Below are 21,297 nucleotides of genomic sequence, written 5' to 3'. Positions count from 1 at the left end.
CGAGGCTTCTTCTTAATTGAATCGCTTAACGAAAATTATTTCGCGCCACGAGAAGCACGCTTACGGTCGCTTTCCGTTAGGAACTTCTTACGGATACGGATGCTTTCAGGCGTTACTTCTACTAGCTCGTCGTCATCGATGAATTCTAGTGCTTGCTCAAGAGTCATCTTGATTGGCGGAGTAAGAACCTGTGCGTCATCGGTACCAGATGCACGAACGTTGGTTAGCTGCTTACCTTTCAGTGCGTTTACCGTTAGGTCGTTGTCACGGCTGTGAATACCGATAACCATACCTTCGTAAACTTCAACACCGTGACCGATAAATAGACGACCACGCTCTTGAAGGTTGAACAGTGCGTTAGTTAGCGCTTTACCCATCGCGTTCGCGATTAGTACACCGTTTACACGTTGACCGATGTTACCGCCTTTGTGAGGGCCGTAGTGATCAAACGTATGGTAAAGAAGACCTGAACCTGAAGTCAGTGTCATGAATTCCGTTTGGAAACCGATCAGACCACGTGATGGCATAACGAAGTCCATACGCACACGACCTTTACCGTCTGGAGACATGTCTTTCAGCTCACCTTTACGTAGGCCGATGTTCTCCATGATGCCGCCTTGGTGCTCTTCCATTACGTCGATAGTTACCGTTTCGAACGGTTCCATCAACTGACCATCCTCTTCTTTGATGATTACTTCTGGACGAGATACCGCAAGCTCAAAGCCTTCACGACGCATGTTTTCGATCAGGATAGAAAGGTGAAGTTCACCACGACCTGATACGCGGAATTTATCTGGATCGTCTGTTTGCTCAACGCGTAGTGCAACGTTGTGTACCAATTCCTTCTCAAGACGCTCAAGGATGTTACGTGACGTTACGAACTTACCTTCTTTACCCGCGAATGGAGACGTGTTTACTTGGAACGTCATTGTTACTGTTGGTTCATCAACAGACAATGGTGGTAATGCTTCTACTGCGTTTTGTGCACAGATAGTGTCAGAAATTTTCAGCTCGCCAAGACCAGTGATTGCGATGATATCACCCGCGTTAGCTTGTTCCACTTCGTGACGCTCTAGGCCAAGGTAGCCCATTACTGTACCCACTTTACCGTTGCGAGTTTTACCGTCAGCACCAATAATGGTTACCTGCTGGTTTGGCTTAACGCTACCACGAGTTACGCGAGCCACGCCGATAACACCAACGTAAGAGCTGTAGTCTAGCTGAGAAACTTGCATCTGTAGTGGACCATCAAGGTCAACATTTGGCGCGTCAACAACATCAACGATAGTTTGGAATAGTGGTTCCATATTCTCGCCAGTTTCGCCTTCTTCTAGAGAAGCCCAGCCGTTAAGTGCTGATGCGTAAACTACTTTAAAGTCTAGCTGGTCATCAGTTGCACCTAGGTTGTCGAATAGATCGAACACTTGGTCCATAACCCAATCAGGACGTGCACCAGGGCGGTCAATCTTGTTGATTACAACGATTGGTTTTAGACCGTGAGCAAACGCTTTTTGTGTTACGAAACGCGTTTGAGGCATTGGACCATCGACTGCGTCAACGATAAGTAGTACTGAGTCTACCATCGACATGATACGCTCAACTTCACCACCGAAGTCCGCGTGTCCCGGAGTATCTACGATGTTGATACGGTAATCGTTCCAGTCGATTGCTGTGTTTTTAGCAAGAATGGTAATACCGCGCTCTTTCTCGATGTCGTTCGAGTCCATGACTCGCTCTTCAGCTTCACCGCGAGACTCAAGCGTGCCTGATTGTTGTAGCAGCTTGTCAACCAACGTGGTTTTACCGTGGTCAACGTGCGCGATGATCGCGATATTTCTTAATTTATCAATCTGTGGAGTAGCCATGGATATTGATTCACTTAGATAGATGAAATGCCCCCACGCTGAGAACGGGTGCTCTCTGGCGACATTTGCTGATTAAAAAAACGGCCATAATGTACCAGATTTTAGCAAAAAGCCTAGAAATATGTGATCTACTCCCGAGCATTTCTGCGATTTTTACGCTTAATGCCCATTTTCTTCCTCAGAACGAATTGATTAAACGCAACTTTATTCTAATCGATGCATAATTCAAATTGACTCTTGCTCAAAAACTGGGCTGAATACGCAATGTACCTGTCACATTATGGTGCAACAATGATTTTTGGCACCATAATAGTGCAAGCAAAGATCATTTTGGTGCAAGCAAGTGCACCAAACTAGCATTCAAAAACACAATTGCTTGAAATTAATGGAATATTTTTTTTGGCACGGTTTTGGCTTTAGTTAAAACAGCATCGATTAATGAAAAGTCAAATTGATTAATCAATGCCAGGTTTCATGAATAATTCATAAATCGAGCTTTTACCGCTTATTAACACTGGAGGTTATCCAAGATGTCAGTAGAAAACGTTCTATCGCTGATCCAAGAAAACGAAGTTAAGTTTGTTGACCTACGCTTCACTGATACAAAAGGTAAAGAGCAGCACATTTCGATCCCTGCTCACCAAATCGACGCAGACTTCTTCGAAGAAGGTAAAATGTTCGATGGTTCATCAGTTGCTGGCTGGAAAGGTATCAACGAATCAGACATGGTAATGATGCCTGACGCATCTTCTGCTGTGCTTGACCCATTCACGGAAGACGCAACACTAAATATCCGTTGTGACATCTTAGAGCCTGCAACAATGCAAGGCTATGACCGTGACCCACGCTCTATCGCAAAACGCGCTGAAGACTTCATGCGTTCTACAGGTGTTGCAGATACTGTACTTATCGGTCCTGAGCCAGAATTTTTCCTATTTGATGACGTGAAGTTCTCGACGGACATGTCAGGCTCTTTCTTCAAGATCGACGACGTAGAAGCGGCATGGAACACAGGTTCTGACTACGAAGAAGGTAACAAAGGTCACCGTCCAGGCGTTAAAGGTGGTTACTTCCCAGTAGCTCCAGTAGATTCATCTCAAGACATCCGTTCTGCTATGTGTCTAGTAATGGAAGAAATGGGTCTTGTTGTTGAAGCGCACCACCACGAAGTGGCAACGGCGGGTCAAAACGAAATCGCAACTCGTTTCAACACGCTAACAACCAAAGCTGACGAAATCCAAATCTACAAGTACGTTGTACACAACGTTGCTCACGCGTTTGGTAAAACAGCGACGTTTATGCCTAAACCACTTGTTGGCGACAACGGCAGCGGTATGCACGTTCACCAGTCTCTAGCAAAAGATGGCGTAAACCTATTTGCTGGTGACAAGTACGGCGGTCTATCTGAAATGGCGCTTTACTACATCGGTGGTATCATCAAACACGCTCGTGCAATCAACGCATTCGCTAACCCATCAACCAACTCGTACAAACGTCTTGTACCAGGCTTCGAAGCACCAGTAATGCTAGCTTACTCAGCGCGTAACCGCTCTGCTTCAATCCGTATCCCAGTGGTACCAAGCCCGAAAGCACGTCGTATCGAAGTTCGTTTCGGTGACCCAGCGGCGAACCCATACCTATGTTTCGCAGCAATGCTTATGGCTGGTCTTGACGGTATCAAGAATAAGATCCACCCAGGCGAAGCGATGGATAAAGACCTTTACGATCTTCCAGCTGAAGAAGCAGCAGAAATCCCAACTGTTGCATACTCACTAAAAGACGCGCTAGCAGAGCTAGATGCTGATCGTGAGTTCTTAACAGCGGGCGGCGTATTCTCTGACGACTTCATCGATTCATACATCGACCTTAAGTCTCAGGACGTAGAGCGTGTAAACATGACAACTCACCCTGTTGAGTTCGAACTTTACTACTCTGTGTAAGGTCGACACTGTGTAAAATGTAAACACAGCAATAAAATATTAGGCTCGCCTCGCAGGCGGGCCTTTTTTGTATTCGCCACTCAAGCTTCGACGTTTAACATGAGGGGATAATAAAAATACGCTTAGAATTTTTCCTTACAGGTCAAAGAGCTAAGCCATTGAAACGTGAAATCATCGAACAAGAGAAGGTGAGCAATGAAAGTTCAGCTTATTCCATCACTGTGTGCACTCAGCGGATTGTTAATCGCCTCTATCGCCTTCGCGCAGGTCGCGTATACGTGGGTAGATGAAAATGGCGTGGTTCACTTTAGTGATACGCCAAACAAAGGAGCAAAAGCGATCGCACTGCCAAACCTTGAAGCCAGCGCACCAGCTCCTGAGGTAGAAAGTACTGAATCGCTCGCACCTCAGACTACGCCATCTACTGCATCACAAAACAAGCCAGAGAAAACAACCGAGAAGCCTCTTCCATTAGAACTCTCGATGCTGACTCCCAAGCACAACGAGACCATCCGCAGCAATCGAGGCATCATCAATATTCAATTAGAAACCAATCGCAAGCTTGGTATCGGTGAGCAATTGCAATTGTTACTCGATGGAAAACCTTATGGTGCACCACAAAACCATATAGTGTGGCAGTTAAACAATATTGACCGAGGCACTCACACACTTGCTGTGCACGCGAAAAGAAGCGGCAAGCTTATTGCATCTACTAGCCCTATAACGGTGCATTTACATAGAGCAAGTGTTAAGCCGACCGTAAAAGGGGCAAAATAGAATATCTGGTGAAAAAAATCACATCACAGCGATGCTTTTCACTTTTTCTTCTAAGATTTATTCGCCATACTTAACGTTCAATTGCACCATTATTGTGCATCGCACAATCTTAAAGCAAAACAAGGACGTAATGTGGATACCAGTCTTCCTAGTGCCATTCTCAACAATATGGTGACAGCAACGCTGATTCTTGATGATGGATTGGCCATCCGTTATGCCAACCCGGCTGCCGAATTGCTGTTTTCTCAAAGCGCCAAACGAATTATTGAACAATCACTTTCTCAATTGATTCAGCATGCGTCGCTGGATCTCGCGCTGCTCACTCAACCGTTGCAAAGTGGCCAAAGCATCACCGACAGTGACGTCACTTTCGTTGTTGATGGCCGCCCTTTAATGCTAGAGGTGACGGTTAGCCCTATCACTTGGCAAAAGCAGTTGATGCTTCTGGTCGAGATGCGCAAAATTGATCAGCAGCGCCGACTCTCTCAAGAACTGAACCAACACGCCCAGCAACAAGCAGCGAAGCTGTTAGTCCGAGGGCTTGCACATGAGATCAAAAATCCGCTTGGCGGCTTACGCGGTGCGGCGCAATTGTTAGAAAAAATGCTGCCAGAGCCCTCTCTCACCGAATATACACACATCATCATTGAGCAAGCAGACCGTTTAAGGGCGCTCGTGGATCGATTACTAGGACCGCAGAAGCCAGGTAAGAAGACACAAGAGAATCTGCACCAAATTCTTGAAAAGGTTCGCCAGCTGGTTGAATTAGAGTCACAACGCTCAATCATCATTGAACGAGATTATGACCCAAGCTTGCCAGAGATTTTGATGGATACAGACCAAATCGAGCAGGCAATGCTTAATATCGTCAGCAACGCCGCACAAATTCTTAGCCATCAAGAGCACGGGAAAATCACCATTCGCACCAGAACGGTGCACCAAGCCAATATTCACGGCAAACGCTGTAAACTCGCTGCTCGTGTCGAAATCACAGACAACGGCCCAGGTATTCCACCAGAACTACAAGACACGCTGTTCTATCCCATGGTCAGTGGCCGCGAGGGAGGAACTGGATTAGGGCTATCTATTTCGCAAAATTTGATCGACCAGCACAATGGAAAAATAGACGTAGAAAGCTGGCCTGGTCACACAACATTTACTATTTATCTGCCGATCTGAGTGCGCTAATAGACTTCAAGTCGCGTCAGTTTTTCGGTTTGCTGCAAGGATTACTACATGAGTAAAGGATATGTTTGGGTCGTTGATGACGACAGTTCAATTCGCTGGGTAATGGAGAAAACGCTCTCCTCTGCCAACATCAAATGTGAAACCTATGCCGATGGAGAAAGCGTGTTAATGGCGCTCGAACGCGAAGTGCCGGATGTTCTAGTATCAGACATTCGCATGCCAGGTGTTGATGGGTTGGAGCTACTAAAACAAGTACAGCGCGATTACCCAGACCTTCCCGTGATTATCATGACCGCACACTCAGATTTAGATGCGGCAGTGAATGCGTACCAAAAAGGTGCTTTTGAATATTTACCAAAACCTTTTGATATTGATGAAACCTTAACTCTGGTTGAGCGAGCCATTGCACACAGCCACGAAAACAAACGCGAGCAGCTCTCTCCAGAAGACATTCCAGCAGAAACGCCTGAAATTATCGGTGAAGCACCAGCGATGCAAGAGGTGTTTCGCGCCATTGGTCGTCTTTCTCGCTCCTCTATTTCAGTCTTGATTAACGGTGAATCGGGCACGGGTAAAGAACTCGTTGCTCATGCACTGCACCGTCACAGTCCACGTGCTAACAAACCTTTCATTGCGCTCAATATGGCGGCGATTCCCAAAGACTTGATTGAATCAGAACTATTTGGCCACGAAAAAGGCGCGTTTACGGGGGCAAACAATGTTCGTCAAGGACGATTCGAACAAGCCAATGGCGGCACTCTATTTTTAGACGAAATCGGCGACATGCCATTGGACATTCAAACTCGTTTACTACGCGTTCTAGCTGACGGGCAGTTTTATCGAGTGGGCGGTCACTCTCCGATCAGTGTCGATGTACGAATTGTCGCGGCAACACACCAGAACTTAGAAAAGCTGGTGCACGAAGGTGACTTCCGTGAGGACCTATTTCATCGCTTAAACGTGATTCGCGTTCAGATCCCGGCACTGCGTGAGCGTAAGCAAGACATTGAAAAGCTTACACAGCATTTTCTTATCCGTGCGGCTGATGAGCTTGGTGTGGAAACAAAAACTCTCCACCCGTCGACCGTAGAGATTCTTAACCGCCTTGATTGGCCTGGCAACGTGCGTCAATTAGAGAATATTTGCCGTTGGTTAACCGTTATGGCCAGTGGTAGCGAGGTGTTACCAAATGACTTGCCAAGCGAACTACTCGAAGAGAAAAAATCCATTTCAGACTCTGCACATGGTAGTTGGCAAGAACAATTGGCGGATTGGGCGCGGCATTCACTCGCAGCAGGAGATAAAGAACTGCTTTCTTACGCTTTACCAGAATTTGAACGTATTTTATTAGAAGCAGCCTTAGAGCACACTAAAGGTCATAAGCAAGATGCCGCTAAAGTATTAGGCTGGGGGCGAAATACACTCACCAGAAAATTAAAAGAATTGTACTGACAATCACTTACGTGGTGCGTTAACAACGAGCGTCGTTTGTCACTCGATATTAATAAAAACATCAGTACAATTGTGGCGCACCACCATCTATGTGATTAGGCGATGTCTACTGCTACGACTCAAATTACACTGCGTACTGCTGTTCTGATTCCATTTGTCATGATCTTCTTACTGGCGATCGGTGTCATTGTCTACGTCCAAAAACAAAGTTACGAAGAAGTGGTCACGGATATCAGTGACAAGCAACTTTCCGTGTTAACCGAAAGTGTCCACGACCACCTCAATAGCTATCTACGTAAGCCTTTTACTGCGGTTATGGCTCTCGCACACAACGTCAGCTATCACAACCTTTATCGCCCTCACGATACCTCAGACATTCAAAACTACCTGCTGAGTGCATTCAAAAATCTTTACCAATCGATACCGCAGTTGGATGTAATCGCATTTGGTTCAGAAAACGGCGACTTTGCAGGCTTTCGCCGCGAACTTTCCGACGATTACACCTTAATGGTGCAAGATCGCCACACCGATGGTGATCTGGTTATTTATGGAACCAACCATGTGAGTAACAACATTCGAACGGTTATCTCCCAATACGATCCTCGCACTCGCCCATGGTATAAGCCCGTTGCAGAGAGCCAAAACGCCACTTGGTCTGAAATTTATACCAATGCTGATGAACGCCAGGATATTACGCTATCAGCCATGACGCCGGTGTACAAACACGACCAATTTGCTGGTGTTTTGGTGACAGACATTCGTATCAATACATTCAACGAATTCCTGCGCGAGTTAAAATACAACACTAAAGCGTCGGTCTACATCATGGACCCAGATCATCGTTTAATCGCTCACTCAGGCCCGGGAAGCGTCATCTCATGGGGCACAAAATTTTCGGATAAAGGGCAGCGTTTGCTTGCCGCTGAAAACGCAGACCCGATCATCAAAATCAGTGCGAGCCGAGTCCGGTCTTTCGATCTCAACAACACCAAGCAACCTTATACTTTTTCATTTGAACATGATGGCCAACGTATTTTCAGTCGGCTAACCCCGTATCGAGACCAAGACGGCTTAACATGGTTTATCGGCACCTCCATTTCGGAGTCTGAGCTTCTCGGCCTGTTACCAAAAAGCCAGCAAGAGAGCTGGCTCGTTGGCATTATTGTAAGCCTATTTGGTATCGCCATCAGTTGGATCATTTTCAACCGAGTTACCAGACCAATTAACGCGACGGCCGCCGCCGCTCAGCACCTGGCAAATGGGGATTGGGATAGCGGCATGCCAAAGCCTGGTTATGTGTATGAGACAACCGTACTGGTCCATGCTTTTAATGAAATGGCGAACAATCTAAGAGCTTCATTCAAAGCATTGCGTGAACAGTTGGTTTATGACTCTCTGACACGCTTATATAGTCGTCAGGGTTTGGTCGAAATCTGTGAAAATCAGTCTCATCTTTGTCACGGCAGTTTATTTTTACTTGGCATCAACAAATTTAGAGATATCAACGACAGTGTGGGTCATCACAACGGCGACCAGTTGTTGGTCAGCATCGCTAAAAGGTTAAAACAGCAGTTTCGTGACAACGCATTATTGGCTCGGATTGGTGGTGACGAATTCGCGGTGTTTCTCTCAAATGTCGACACGGAAACCAAAATTAAACAAACCGAGCGTCGATTACAGCAACTCTTTTCCACCCCATTTATGGTGGAAGGCGAGAATGTAGTGATGAAGATTTCACTTGGTATTGTACAAACCCAGCCAAACGAAACCATGCCTTTATGGTTACGCAACGCCAGCATCGCATTAAGTTACGCCAAACAAGACTCACTGACTGGTGTTTGTCACTACAGCCCAGAACTAGCGAGCGCTTCAAAGTTTCGTACGCAAATGCTGACCAAGATCCAAACTGGCATTGAAAACCGAGAGTTTATTCCTCATTACCAACCGATTGTGGATCTCGTCAGTGGCACAGTGTGTGGCGCCGAAGCACTGGCGCGTTGGCATAGCGACTCAGGTATGGTGTCACCATTAGATTTTATTCCAATCGCGGAAGAAAGCGGCATGATCAAAGCCATTGGCCAACAGATTCTGTTACAAGCTTGTCGCGACACTTACCAAGCGATCGAAAGCAAACAGTGGCCGTCGGACTTCCAACTGCATGTGAATATCTCCGTTAATCAACTATCTTGCCCAAGTTTTGTCGATACGGTGACAAGCGTATTGGATATCACGAAATTACCAGCAAGTAACCTCACACTAGAGATCACAGAATCACGTATCATTGACAGCGCACCGACCACACTAGAAAATATGACTAAACTGCGTGAAATGGGTATTGGTATCGCGATAGATGACTTTGGCACCGGCTACTCATCACTGGGTTACCTCCACTCTCTGCCGTTTACCTGCTTGAAGATTGATCGCACCTTCATCAATCAACTCACACAAGAAAACTTAAACAGTTCAGTCGTCGCTGCCGTCATCAATATCACAGCAGGTCTCAAAACTAATGTCGTCGCGGAAGGTGTCGAGGATAGCAATCAAGCACAATTACTGCGCTCTTTAGGCTGTAATCAGGTGCAAGGCTTCTACTACAGCCGCCCTATGCCACTAGAAGAATGGCCAACACATTTGGTGAACATGAAGTAGAAAAGAGCGAGAATCGTTGATTTCCTAGTCATCCTCTACTGACAATCTACCCAACTGTTATTTATACTTAACTGCAAATCTTACCCATGTATTGTCACAGATGATGTTTGGGCCCTGTTCCAGTTCATAACTATCCGGATCGACAAAATGATAACGAAGAACCTTCCTCTTACTGATTTGCACCGTCACCTCGACGGTAACATTCGTACTAAAACGATTCTTGAGCTAGGCCAAAAGTTTGGCATTGCCCTACCAGCGTACGATATTGAGTCTCTCACTCCTCACGTTCAAATTGTCGAAGCGGAACCCTCTCTTGTTGCTTTCCTTTCTAAGCTCGACTGGGGTGTTGCTGTACTGGGCGATCTAGATGCATGTCGTCGTGTCGCGTACGAAAACGTAGAAGACGCGCTAAACGCACAAATCGATTACGCAGAGCTGCGTTTCTCTCCTTACTACATGGCGATGAAACACAAACTACCAGTAGCGGGGGTTGTTGAAGCCGTCGTGGACGGTGTGCAAGCGGGTATGCGCGATTTTGGCGTGAAAGCCAACCTGATCGGTATCATGAGTCGCACATTTGGCACTGACGCATGTCAACAAGAACTGGACGGCATTCTGAGCCAGAAAGATCACATCGTTGCCGTCGACCTTGCGGGGGACGAGCTAGGCCAACCGGGTGATCGCTTTGTGTCTCACTTCAAGCAAGTACGCGATGCTGGCCTTGGGGTAACGGTCCATGCTGGTGAAGCAGCAGGTGCAGAGAGCATGTGGCAAGCAATCAATGAGCTGGGCGCAACTCGTATCGGTCACGGCGTAAAAGCGATTCACGATCCAAAACTGATGGATTACCTAGCAGAAAACCGCATTGGTATTGAATCTTGCCTGACGTCAAACTACCAAACAAGTACAGTAGAAACGCTAGAAAACCACCCTCTCAAGCAGTTCCTAGAGCATGGCGTTCTTGCGTGTCTGAACACTGACGATCCAGCGGTTGAAGGCATCGAACTGCCATACGAATACGAAGTAGCAGCACCAGCCGCTGGTCTGAGCCAAGACCAGATTCGCCAAGCGCAAATCAATGGCCTTGAGATTGCGTTCCTTTCAGAAGCAGAAAAAGCGGAACTGAGAGAAAAAGTAAAAGATCGCGCTTAAATCCAGCGAAAACATAAAAAATGCCAGCATCTGCTGGCATTTTTTATATCTTGAATCTGTATCTCTGATTAAATAACACGAGAGAATTGTTGCTGACGCGCCTTCGCTCGCAGGTACTTATCGAAGCTCATACAAATATTACGGATCAGCAAACGACCTCGCAGCGTCACACGAATTTCATTGTCATCCACTTCCACCAGCTCATCGTTAATAAAGGTCTGAAGTAGCTGTAAGTCTTCTTTAAAGTACTGATCAAACTTCACTTTAAACTCAGATTCAATGGCTTTTTTGTCTAACTTGAAGTTACAAATCAGCTGCTTAATCACTTCGCGACGGAGCAAATCATCGGAGTCCAGAGAGACCCCTTTCCATAGAGCGTGACGAAGTTCGTTGACTTGAGCGTAGTATTTCTTCAGCTCTTTCTGGTTTTGCGCGTACGCATCGCCGATCATCGAGATTGCAGAAACACCAAAGCCAACCAAGTCACATTCACCTTGTGTGGTGTAGCCTTGGAAATTGCGATGCAAAATACCTTCGCGCTGGGCAGCAGCAAGTTCATCGTCCGGCAAAGCAAAGTGGTCCATACCGATAAATTGGTAGCCAGCATCAGTCAGTGTCGCGATGGTATCTTGCAGAATCGCCATCTTCTCTTCTGCCTTTGGCAGGTCTTCGTCTTTAATCTTACGCTGCGCTGCAAATAGCTGTGGCATGTGCGCGTAGTTAAACACGGATAGACGGCCCGGCTGCATCTCTAGCACTTGTTCTAGAGTCTTGGCAAAAGATTCTTTGGTCTGCTTCGGTAAACCGTAAATTAAATCTAGGTTCGTCGAACGAAAGCCTAACTCTTTTGCGCGCGCAACCATCGCAACGATGAACTCTTCATCTTGCTCACGATTCACCAGCTTTTGCACTTCTTTGTTGAAGTCCTGAACACCGATGCTCAAGCGATTGAAGCCTTCACTACGCAGATGATCCAGCATGGTCAGCTCGATTTCACGCGGGTCAACCTCGATACTGATTTCAGCATCGCTACTAAAAGTAAACTCTTGGCGTAGCAGGCTCATCACACGCGTGATTTGCTTTTCAGAGAGAAACGTCGGTGTACCACCACCAAAATGCAATTGCGTCACGGTGCGACCAACAAGTAATGCAGCACGTTGACGAATTTCGTGTTCAAGCACGTCGAGGTATTCATCCGCTTTGTGCGAGTGGCGTGTAATGACTTTATTACATCCACAGTAGTAACAAAGCTTGTGACAGAACGGAATGTGTACGTACAGCGATAATGGGCGTTCTGGGTATTGAGTGCATGCCATATCATAATCAGAAATGGTGAACGCTTCATGAAACTCCAGCGCCGTTGGGTACGACGTATAACGAGGCCCGGAATAGTTGTACTTATCCAATACCGCTTGATCCCAGACGATTTGCTGTTTCGATTCAGTGTGTTGATTCGACATGGTGGTACTTTCCGTTAAATGCTAGGGCAACGAAAGCCGTCACCCGATATTCAGAGCCGCTATTTTGCCATACGACGATGACAAGCGTGGCAACGCCGACTGGCTTTTTAAGTATAAAACTAAAGAAGTGCTAGCGTGATCACGATACCCCCATTAGTCATAAGGAGACTATTGGGGGTCGCGCTTAAATCATCTGAATATTGATTTGATTATTCAGTGGCTGGACGTTTTTCTGCAACACTTTGAGCTCCTCAATAATCGCATCAGTGAGGCGGCTTTCCGCTTTATGACGCGTCAAGTTCTGTTGCATACGCTCTTTCTTGGCAAGTTGTTGGCGTTCTTCGCCACGCGCCATATCTTTCACGATGTGGTAAAGCTCAGAAATCGCAGGGTACGTTTTATCGAAATCAACGCGGTCTTCACCTTGTACATAATCCATGATGTTATACACACGGATACTGATTTCAGATAAATCGCACTGGCCTTGAATGCCCGCCTGACACAAGGTATGCACATTCTCAAAAATGTTGGCGTTACGTTTGTCTATCGCCAATTTTTGATGCTTCAGCTGCAATTCCTTTTGCTTTTTCAATTGAAGCAGAAGGTAACCTGCATAAGAAGCGAGTGCGATGATAATCACAACACCAGCAATAGCTAATAAGGTTACATTCATAGCTTAATTATCCTTTATAGTCGTCGAAATTAATGTCGTCGAAATCTGCCAGCAAGTCATCATCGTTGCGCGTGCTTTTCTCAGCAGGTGCAGTGAAGTCTTCCTCTTCTTCAGGTTCCAACAAACCTAGTTGGTCCATTAGCTTCTCAATGCGATCGAGTTTCTCATCGACGAATTTCTGTAGACCTGTGCCCAGGTTTTCACCCGCTTCAATACGGTCTAGCAACACGTTCAATTGCGCGTCATTTTCTAGCATCTCTAGTTCTTGCTCTGCCGACAAACGACGCTCTTGCTTCGTCATTTTCTTCGCAGGTTCAACAATCAGAGGTATTTTCTTTTTGCTGCCTAAGCGCGGGTCGCGATTTTGTGCAGCAGCTTGCTTTTTCTGCTCGTTAACTTCTGAGTTACGGTTACCCGTTTTCAGACCTTTACGCTTTTTAGCACGCTTGCGTAAGCGGCCTTCCACATCAGATTCTGTACGGTTACGAGTTACAACAAACTCAGGTGCACCAGCGGCACCCGGTTTTCTAGATTTTTTACTACGGCTCATTACTGGGCTTTCCTCAGTAAAATTACATCATTACCAATAAATTCGAGTTCGAGCTTATCCCGCTCAGCTAGGAACTGGAACGTTTCACGGCTAAAGAACACCACATGAGTTGGATCGTTCTTGTAGTGCCATGATTGAAAGGCTTCAACATCGATGACCATTTTCGTCATCAGGCCTATCCAGCCCCCTGGCTTAACTAAATTCAACCATTGCTTCCACACCAAATCTGGGTGGTAGAGGTGCTCTATCACCTCTGTTGCTGTCATGAAGTCGTACGTTTTTTCTAAAACCGACGTATCAGGGTGGTAGTAGAGATCGTACAACGCCATGTTGTGCCCCGCCTCTTCCAGCATCAAGGAGAGCGTTGGGCCAGGACCACAACCAAAGTCGATACCATTTGATTGTGGAGAAATTCGCTCTGTGATCGGGTCAGCAATACGCGACAAAAAGCTTCGGTAACCCAAATCATCGGGGTTGTTCTCATGCAAATCATAGTGAGCTTTTTCGCTTTCCGCATCCAAACGTTGGTCTGGATTTACGAATACCAAGCTGCACTGCTCACATTGAAGATATTCACGACGCTTATCTTCAAAATAATGGTGAGTGCGCTGATTTTGGCATAAAGGACAGGTATGCATGCTGACTTCCTCAAACAGGGATGCGAAACATACCAGAAAGTGAACTCGGATTGGAGTGTTGTTGAGTATTTTTTCAGCAATTTTTATTAAAAAACTTTGTTTACAACCTATAAAGCTAAATAAGTGCAGTAATCTCAATTCAAGTTACGACTGAGCAAGTCAACGGATATAAAAAAAGCGACAGTCAGACTGTCGCTTTCTAAGTGCCATCAATTGGCGAAACTGTGTTGCACACATTTGGTGCACCAATGATCCCTTTGTTTTTAGAGCTTTCCCTGCCAAAAAGAGTTGTTTTTCATCTTCCTGATGAGTTTTGGCTATCCGTTTACTTCCTGTCTACTGAGCAACTTCCTGTGCCTGATCCGTTTCACTGTCTTAACCGTCAGACGAGATGACCATCCTTATCTGATAGGCTCCCTACCTATCTAAATCCCTTTCTAAATCACCAAGCATCCGAGCTACATCCTTGGAGACCTAAACCGTGGTCTTAAATCCTTACATTCACTCCCTGTGAACGACTTCTACTTTACGCCATCCCGTTATGCTCACAAGTAATGGGTTGAAAAAATAATCCGCCTATTTTTCTAAAAAATCAAAATTATCATTTAATCAAAAGCTTAAAAACACTAACAAGAAAAAGCCAACATCAAGTATGGCAAATGTCTCACAAACTGCCGAGCCAACTATCGCTTTCGCATCCAAACTCGACTGTGATATCTGTCACGAACAAAAATGCCCTAGTGGATTCACTAGGGCATTTTTGTACAAGTTGCTCGAACGATGTAGGGACATCTACCCAACCAGCTCAAGATGCAGGATCTTGAGCGATTTAGGTATATTAGTGCAGACCGCCAACGTATTTAGACAGCACTTCGATATCTTCGTCTGTCATTTTCTTCGCGATGTCGCGCATCATGGCATTCATATCATTGCCACGGTCGCCATCACGGAATTTTTCTAGCTGAGCTTTGATGTAGTCAGCATGCTGACCAGAAATTTTCGGGAAACCTGAAAGCTCAGTACCATTGCCACGAGGACCATGACATGCAATACATGCGGTTAGGCCACGCTCGGCATCACCAGCGGTATAAAGCGTTTTGCCTTTTGCTACTACATCTTCAGGTGTTGAGTTTTCTGAAACTGGTAGCGAAGCGTAGTAAGCAGATAGGTCTGCGATATCTTCATCGCTCAGTGGCATTGCCATACCACTCATTACAGGATCGTAACGACCTTGTTTACCACCACTTGTCATGCCTAGCTTAAGTTCTTTTAACTGCTTCTCAAGATACTTAGCGTGTTGGCCTGCGAGTTTCGGGTACGTTGTTATTGCACTGTTGCCATCTGCTCCGTGACAGGCGACACAGGTTTGTGATTTTGCTTTACCAGCCTCAATATTACCTTGGGCCCATACTGAGCAACTGGCTAAAAGACTCAAAATTAGCGCTAATTTCTTCATGACATTCCATTATAATTATCAAGCTTCCAGTACCACGGAATGTGAACATACCGCGTACACTCATGGTACAATAGGCGACCTTATGCCGAGCACGGTTATTTTACACATTTTCACAAAAAAGTAATCAATCGACTACACAAAGTCGAGATGGAGTTAACAGTGAGCGTAAAAATTCATTACCAAAATACGCATTTCATCACCAGCGCACCCGATATTCGTCACCTGCCGGAAGACGAAGGTGTCGAAATTGCGTTTGCAGGACGCTCAAACGCTGGTAAATCGAGTGCACTTAACCGTCTAACTAATCAAAAAAGCTTAGCCAAGACATCAAAGACACCTGGTCGTACGCAATTAATCAACCTTTTCAAAGTAGAAGAAGGTTGTCACATTGTCGATCTACCTGGATACGGTTTTGCTCAAGTACCGGTAGAGATGAAAAACAAATGGCAGAAATCTTTGGGTGAATACCTACAGAAACGCGAGTGCCTAAAAGGCTTAGTGGTTCTAATGGACATTCGTCATCCAATGAAAGATCTCGACCAACAAATGATTTTCTGGGCCATCGATAGCCACATTCCTGTGCAAGTTTTGCTAACCAAAGCAGATAAACTAAAAAGTGGTGCACGCAAACAAACTCTACTGAAAGTTCGTAAGCAAGTAGAAACTTTCGGTGGTGACGTTTCTGTTGATGTGTTCTCTTCACTGAAAGGATTAGGTGTCGATCAGCTACGTGCAAAACTGGATACCTGGTTTGCACCAGCACTAGCACACCTGATAGAAGAAGACGAACAAGAGATACCAGCGAGCGATGAAGAATAATTAACAATATTTGTTAAATTTCTTCGACACGGCCCTGCCATTTGGTGGGGCTTTTGTTTATCTGAACTAAATAACAGGCAATAAAAATCCCCGCCTTCCTGGCAGGGATAACGGGAGAGAAAAATTGGTAATTATTGTTATGTGACGAAGCATTGCTGAACTGAGATTCGATTTCAATAGGTTAAAAAGCGCTCTTGTTTCCTGTGTATCACCAAACATTCACTCCAAAAACACCCAACAGCGTTACAATTCAGACAGTTAAGCCAAGCAAATCTTCAAAAAGATGTAACTTAGTTTCTTTCAAGAAAAAATAATAGTGTGACTGGCGTAAATTTACAGGATGAATAACGCAATAAATTTGAAGGAAAAATCGAGATTTTGCAGTGACTTAGAAAGGTCAAAAAAGAAGGTTTTTAAAGGCTTACTTTAAGCTACTGATCTAAAAGAATAATTTTCTTTCGCCCAATAAAAAACGCCCCAGTCAAAAACTGACTGGGGCGGCTGAATCAGCCTAATCCAATAACGTGAAACAAAAGGTCTGAAAGATAGAACATCTTACCTCTGTACCCTACGAGTATTAATGTACAACAATTGGTCAGAATTGCAAAGAATTTTTGTAGTTTTTTTTCATGAAATTTTTATTAAGCAACATCAAAGTTAACTTTGCGCTAGCTTTTTTAATCTCAAAAAAAAGCCAGCGTTTGTGCGCTGGCTCATAATTAATTGGTTATTTTGGTCTAAAAGTGACTAATGAGCTTGATCCCAGTTATCACCGTGACCTGCTTCTGCAACCAACGGTACTTTTAGCTCTGCTGCAGATTCCATCAATTTCTGTACTTTACTTTCAATTTCGGACAATGATGACTCTTCAACTTCAAAGACCAATTCATCGTGTACTTGCATTAATAACTTCACACGACCATTGCCTTCTTCCTGAATCCACTGATCAACCAACAGCATCGCTTTCTTAATGATGTCCGCTGCCGTACCTTGCATTGGTGCGTTGATTGCCGCACGTTCAGCAGCTTTACGACGCATCCCGTTGCGCGATTTGATTTCTGGCAAATGCAAACGTCGACCAAAAATCGTTTCAACATACCCTTTATCTGCTGCTGTGCTGCGTGTGTCTTCCATGTACTGCATCACGCCTGGGTAACGTTCAAAGTATGTATCCATGTACGCTTGAGCCTCACCACGAGGAATGCCTAATTGCTTCGCCAAACCAAACGCACTCATGCCGTAAATAAGACCGAAATTAACCGCTTTCGCACGACGACGTTGCTCACTTGAAACGTCTTCAATAGAAACACCCATGATTTCTGCTGCGGTTGCCGCGTGGATATCTTTGCCATCACGGAATGCATCCAATAACGCTTGGTCACCAGAAAGGTGCGCCATGATGCGAAGTTCGATTTGCGAGTAGTCGACCGCTAAGATTTTATGCCCTGATGGCGCGACAAACGCTTGACGAATACGACGGCCAGCTTCGTTACGAATTGGAATGTTCTGTAAGTTCGGATCAGTAGAAGATAGACGACCCGTTGCGGTCACTGCTTGGTGGTAAGAAGTATGCACGCGACCCGTTGATGGGTTGATCATCTTCGGCAGTTTGTCGGTGTAAGTTGATTTTAGCTTCGCCAGACCACGGTATTCCAAAATCAGTTTTGGTAGTGGGTAGTCTAGTGCGAGTTCTTGCAGAACTTCTTCATTCGTCGATGGTGTGCCTGATGGCGTTTTCTTCACAACCGGTAAACCCATTTTTTCAAATAGGATGGCTTGTAATTGCTTTGGCGAGTTCATGTTAAACTCTTGCTCTGCAATTTCGTACGCTTTCTTTTCAAGCTCATCAAGGCGAGCGGTAATCTCGACCGACTGCGCACTCAGCTTCATTTCATCGATAAAGACCCCAGTGCGTTCAATGCGCGAAAGAACTGGCACCAACGGCATTTCAATCTCTTCGTAAACTGTCTTCAGGCTTTCATCCTGCTCGATATTAGCAAACAAGCGATTGTGCAGACGAAGGGTCACATCCGCATCTTCTGCCGCGTATGGCGATGCTTGTTCCAGTTCGATTTGGTTAAACGTAAGCTGATTTTTGCCTTTACCTGCAATTTGCTCAAAAGAAATGCAGCTGTGCTGTAGGAAGCGAAGCGCCAAGCTGTCCATATCGTGTTTACCGCCGACACTGTTGTAGATATACGATTCCAACATCGTGTCGTGCTTGATACCTTTTAGCTCAATGTCGTAACGAGCGAGTACAGACGCATCATACTTTAAGTTTTGACCGACTTTTGCTTTCGCTGCATCTTCAAGAATTGGCTTCAGCTGTTCTAGTACCCAATCACGATCAAGCTGTTCAGGCGCATCTAAATAGTCATGTGCAACTGGCACATAAGCCGCAATACCTTCATCGACAGCGAATGACAAACCAACTAGATTCGCTAGCATGTAATCTAGGTTATCGGTCTCCGTATCAAATGCAAACAGCTCAGCCGTTTGAAGTTTATCTAGCCAAGCATTGAAGGTTTCTTTATCCAGAATTGTTTCATATTGGCTGCGATCGATTGTTACCGCAGAAGTTTCCATCTCGGCTTGAGAAGAAGAAGCTTGTGAAGATCCTGCAAGCTCTACAGCCTCCACAGATCCAGAACCGCCTTCAAGTAGTTCATTCAACCAAGATTTAAACGTCAGTTGGCCATACAGCTTCACTAATTCGTCTTTATTTGGTTCCGCTTTCAGCAATGATTCTGGCGTTTCCTCAAGCTCAACATCCAATTTGATGGTCGCGAGCTCATACGAAAGCATGGCATTTTCTTTGTTGTCGATGAGCTTTTTCGCCATGGTTTTAGAACCACGGAAACCAAGCCCTGCAATATCATCGAGGTTTTCATACAACTTCGTCAGACCACCAATACCTTGCAGTAGTGCGGTCGCGGTTTTATCACCGACACCCGGTACACCAGGAATGTTATCTACTTTATCGCCCATCAGTGCTAAGTAGTCGATGATCAACTCAGGTGGAATGCCAAACTTTTCAACCACACCTTCACGATCCATTACGACGTTCGTCATGGTGTTGATCAAGGTAATGTTATCATCCACTAGCTGCGCCATGTCTTTATCACCAGTACTGATCAATACAGGCATGCCCTTTTGTGATGCTTGGTATGCTAACGTACCGATGACGTCATCCGCCTCGACGCCAGGAACACAGATCAGCGGCAAACCCATTGCACGAATAACATTGTGTAATGGTTCAATTTGACAACGCAGGTCATCCGGCATTGGCGGACGATTCGCTTTGTATTCTGCATACATATCATCACGAAAGGTTTTTCCCTTTGCATCGAAAACCACCGCGATGCGCTCAGACGCAAACTGACGCATCATGCTGCGTAACATGTTCACGACGCCGTAAACGGCATTAGTTGGAATTTCACCATTGCTCATGGTGCCCGGGTAGGCGTGAAAAGCGCGATATAGGTAAGAAGAGCCGTCGATAAGGATCAACGGATTTTCAGGAATACTTGCCATAATTGTCTGTATCCAATTCAGTACTTGAGAGATCTGCCTAGGATGCCATGACTGCTGATCTGAATCTATCTTGTTCGCTCGATCTAGGTCGCGTAAATTTTTCCGACTTTATTCACGAAAACACCACCTCCTGTGGATAACTCTGTTTATAGAAATTATCCACTGGTTATCCAATAACAAAAAACACAAGAAAACACCAACCCAAACCATTGATTAATAACAACAAATTCGCATAACGGCGAGAAGATCAACGATCCTAAAATGATCATCGCATGTGGAAAAGATATTAATAGTGACGTCAAATAGAAATCGTAGAAAAGAAAAAAGCGACCCGAATGGGGTCGCCTAGCAGAAGTGGTAAAGCAAATTCTGTAAATAGAGCAGCTTAACCAAGAAGCTATAAATTACACTGGAAGCAATGTGAGCAATGTCGTGTCAAAAAGAATTCGTGCAAGTTCTCGGAAAAATGTTTCATCACTTCTCAACTTTCAGTTAATTAACTTCTGTTAATAAGTCACTCAACGTCCTTGTGAACTTTCCTCATTCCCTAAGACAGGTTTAATAATAATGATTCTCATTTCGTAGTCAACAGTTAAATGAGAAAAAATCTCATTTATTTTCACATTGCTTTAATGAAATGCACTCGAGATTCTCGAAGATTTACTTTTTCTTCAAACTTTTCAATTATATAGCCATTTCTCAATAACAAGCGAAGCATAGCCGGAAACTGGTTTCGAGATTTCACTTTTAATGTGTTGTAGCCTTGTTCTGCCACCCAATCCTCTTGAGCTTCCAAAAGCAGTTGTGCCACGCCTTCATTTCGAGCTTCAGGGACAACACCACCTAACCAGCTATAGAAAACACCATCCTCTAATTCGTAACCTATTTTGAAGCCGACAATCGTGCCATTTTTTTCTGCAACGAGGATTAAACTGTTTTTCTCTTCTAAACGTTGAGTCATGGAGTCTACCGTTTCTCCTTTCGAAAACTCGGTAACACGCGCCACAACTTGAAGTGCTTCTTCCAATGTGCCTTCACGAATCAGCATTGTCATTATTCTCTTCTCCAAAGTAAATTACCACCTTCTAAAGAAGGTGGCTTTGTGTGAGCCCCCTAAAAGGGGGCCTTTGTTTAGTCCAGCGCC

15 protein-coding genes are annotated in these 21,297 nt (G+C 45.1%); 7 read left to right on the top strand and 8 right to left on the bottom strand.

Going from position 1 to position 21,297, the window contains the following annotated elements; genetic code table 11:
- Positions 1–35 precede the first annotated feature (35 nt).
- Positions 36–1,865, bottom strand: coding sequence for a translational GTPase TypA (gene typA / locus R7127_RS00075; RefSeq protein WP_005379276.1), 1,830 nt, complete (start codon positions 1,863–1,865; stop codon positions 36–38).
- A gap of 530 nt (positions 1,866–2,395) precedes the next feature.
- Here typA and glnA point away from each other — a divergent pair.
- The 6 genes from glnA to add all read left to right on the top strand — a co-directional run bounded on the left by glnA (position 2,396) and on the right by add (position 11,023).
- Positions 2,396–3,805: a glutamate--ammonia ligase gene (glnA, locus tag R7127_RS00070; protein ID WP_005379275.1), complete on the top strand. Its 1,410-nt coding sequence runs from the start codon at positions 2,396–2,398 to the stop codon at positions 3,803–3,805.
- A 195-nt stretch (positions 3,806–4,000) separates the two neighbouring features.
- Positions 4,001–4,582, top strand: a complete 582-nt coding sequence (locus R7127_RS00065; RefSeq protein ID WP_047103732.1) for a DUF4124 domain-containing protein — start codon at positions 4,001–4,003, stop codon at positions 4,580–4,582.
- 132 nt (positions 4,583–4,714) lie between these two features.
- Entirely contained in the window at positions 4,715–5,761 is a 1,047-nt protein-coding gene (gene glnL / locus R7127_RS00060; RefSeq protein WP_017821940.1) for a nitrogen regulation protein NR(II), read from the top strand.
- 57 nt (positions 5,762–5,818) lie between these two features.
- Positions 5,819–7,222 carry a nitrogen regulation protein NR(I) gene (gene glnG, locus R7127_RS00055; protein WP_258483343.1) on the top strand — a complete coding sequence of 468 codons (1,404 nt, stop codon included), beginning with the start codon at positions 5,819–5,821 and terminating at the stop codon, positions 7,220–7,222.
- A 102-nt stretch (positions 7,223–7,324) separates the two neighbouring features.
- A complete protein-coding gene (locus R7127_RS00050; RefSeq protein WP_053303413.1) occupies positions 7,325–9,871 on the top strand; it encodes an EAL domain-containing protein in 2,547 nt (848 codons plus the stop codon).
- Between the two features lie 147 nt (positions 9,872–10,018).
- Positions 10,019–11,023, top strand: a complete 1,005-nt coding sequence (gene add, locus R7127_RS00045) for an adenosine deaminase (RefSeq protein WP_005379257.1) — start codon at positions 10,019–10,021, stop codon at positions 11,021–11,023.
- 68 nt (positions 11,024–11,091) lie between these two features.
- Here the strand turns inward: add and hemN are convergent, their stop codons facing one another.
- From hemN to R7127_RS00020, 5 genes are all read right to left on the bottom strand, one after another.
- Positions 11,092–12,483 carry an oxygen-independent coproporphyrinogen III oxidase gene (hemN, locus tag R7127_RS00040; protein WP_054729102.1) on the bottom strand — a complete coding sequence of 464 codons (1,392 nt, stop codon included), beginning with the start codon at positions 12,481–12,483 and terminating at the stop codon, positions 11,092–11,094.
- A gap of 184 nt (positions 12,484–12,667) precedes the next feature.
- Positions 12,668–13,156, bottom strand: coding sequence for a DUF2489 domain-containing protein (locus tag R7127_RS00035; RefSeq protein WP_005379254.1), 489 nt, complete (start codon positions 13,154–13,156; stop codon positions 12,668–12,670).
- A gap of 7 nt (positions 13,157–13,163) precedes the next feature.
- Entirely contained in the window at positions 13,164–13,706 is a 543-nt protein-coding gene (gene yihI / locus R7127_RS00030) for a Der GTPase-activating protein YihI (protein WP_005379252.1), read from the bottom strand.
- Positions 13,706–14,344 (bottom strand): class I SAM-dependent methyltransferase, encoded by a 639-nt coding sequence (locus tag R7127_RS00025; RefSeq protein WP_064353517.1) that lies wholly within the window; start codon positions 14,342–14,344, stop codon positions 13,706–13,708. The genes yihI and R7127_RS00025 overlap by 1 nt, the downstream gene beginning before the upstream one ends.
- A gap of 838 nt (positions 14,345–15,182) precedes the next feature.
- Positions 15,183–15,800: a c-type cytochrome gene (locus R7127_RS00020; RefSeq protein ID WP_005379248.1), complete on the bottom strand. Its 618-nt coding sequence runs from the start codon at positions 15,798–15,800 to the stop codon at positions 15,183–15,185.
- A gap of 159 nt (positions 15,801–15,959) precedes the next feature.
- Here R7127_RS00020 and yihA point away from each other — a divergent pair, with 159 nt between their 5' ends.
- Positions 15,960–16,619 carry a ribosome biogenesis GTP-binding protein YihA/YsxC gene (gene yihA, locus R7127_RS00015; RefSeq protein ID WP_017635019.1) on the top strand — a complete coding sequence of 220 codons (660 nt, stop codon included), beginning with the start codon at positions 15,960–15,962 and terminating at the stop codon, positions 16,617–16,619.
- A gap of 747 nt (positions 16,620–17,366) precedes the next feature.
- Here the strand turns inward: yihA and polA are convergent.
- Both polA and R7127_RS00005 read right to left on the bottom strand, forming a co-directional pair.
- Entirely contained in the window at positions 17,367–20,153 is a 2,787-nt protein-coding gene (gene polA / locus R7127_RS00010; protein ID WP_005379246.1) for a DNA polymerase I, read from the bottom strand.
- A gap of 619 nt (positions 20,154–20,772) precedes the next feature.
- Complete coding sequence (locus R7127_RS00005) at positions 20,773–21,207, bottom strand: GNAT family N-acetyltransferase (RefSeq protein ID WP_005379245.1); 435 nt, start codon at positions 21,205–21,207, stop codon at positions 20,773–20,775.
- Positions 21,208–21,297: the final 90 nt, after the last annotated feature.

Origin of the sequence: Vibrio sp. 1159 (assembly GCF_033340395.1) — a bacterium.
GTDB lineage: Bacteria > Pseudomonadota > Gammaproteobacteria > Enterobacterales > Vibrionaceae > Vibrio > Vibrio alginolyticus.
This window is presented reverse-complemented; position numbering and strand designations above follow the sequence as displayed.

What these genes read in the sequence shown, in the direction of transcription:
- typA (WP_005379276.1), bottom strand. Translation starts at nt 1,865, where the DNA reads ATGGCTACTCCACAGATTGATAAATTAAGAAATATCGCGATCATCGCG.
- glnA (WP_005379275.1), top strand. Translation starts at nt 2,396, where the DNA reads ATGTCAGTAGAAAACGTTCTATCGCTGATCCAAGAAAACGAAGTTAAG.
- R7127_RS00065 (WP_047103732.1), top strand. Translation starts at nt 4,001, where the DNA reads ATGAAAGTTCAGCTTATTCCATCACTGTGTGCACTCAGCGGATTGTTA.
- glnG (WP_258483343.1), top strand. Translation starts at nt 5,819, where the DNA reads ATGAGTAAAGGATATGTTTGGGTCGTTGATGACGACAGTTCAATTCGC.
- R7127_RS00050 (WP_053303413.1), top strand. Translation starts at nt 7,325, where the DNA reads ATGTCTACTGCTACGACTCAAATTACACTGCGTACTGCTGTTCTGATT.
- add (WP_005379257.1), top strand. Translation starts at nt 10,019, where the DNA reads ATGATAACGAAGAACCTTCCTCTTACTGATTTGCACCGTCACCTCGAC.
- hemN (WP_054729102.1), bottom strand. Translation starts at nt 12,483, where the DNA reads ATGTCGAATCAACACACTGAATCGAAACAGCAAATCGTCTGGGATCAA.
- R7127_RS00035 (WP_005379254.1), bottom strand. Translation starts at nt 13,156, where the DNA reads ATGAATGTAACCTTATTAGCTATTGCTGGTGTTGTGATTATCATCGCA.
- yihI (WP_005379252.1), bottom strand. Translation starts at nt 13,706, where the DNA reads ATGAGCCGTAGTAAAAAATCTAGAAAACCGGGTGCCGCTGGTGCACCT.
- R7127_RS00025 (WP_064353517.1), bottom strand. Translation starts at nt 14,344, where the DNA reads ATGCATACCTGTCCTTTATGCCAAAATCAGCGCACTCACCATTATTTT.
- R7127_RS00020 (WP_005379248.1), bottom strand. Translation starts at nt 15,800, where the DNA reads ATGAAGAAATTAGCGCTAATTTTGAGTCTTTTAGCCAGTTGCTCAGTA.
- polA (WP_005379246.1), bottom strand. Translation starts at nt 20,153, where the DNA reads ATGGCAAGTATTCCTGAAAATCCGTTGATCCTTATCGACGGCTCTTCT.
- R7127_RS00005 (WP_005379245.1), bottom strand. Translation starts at nt 21,207, where the DNA reads ATGACAATGCTGATTCGTGAAGGCACATTGGAAGAAGCACTTCAAGTT.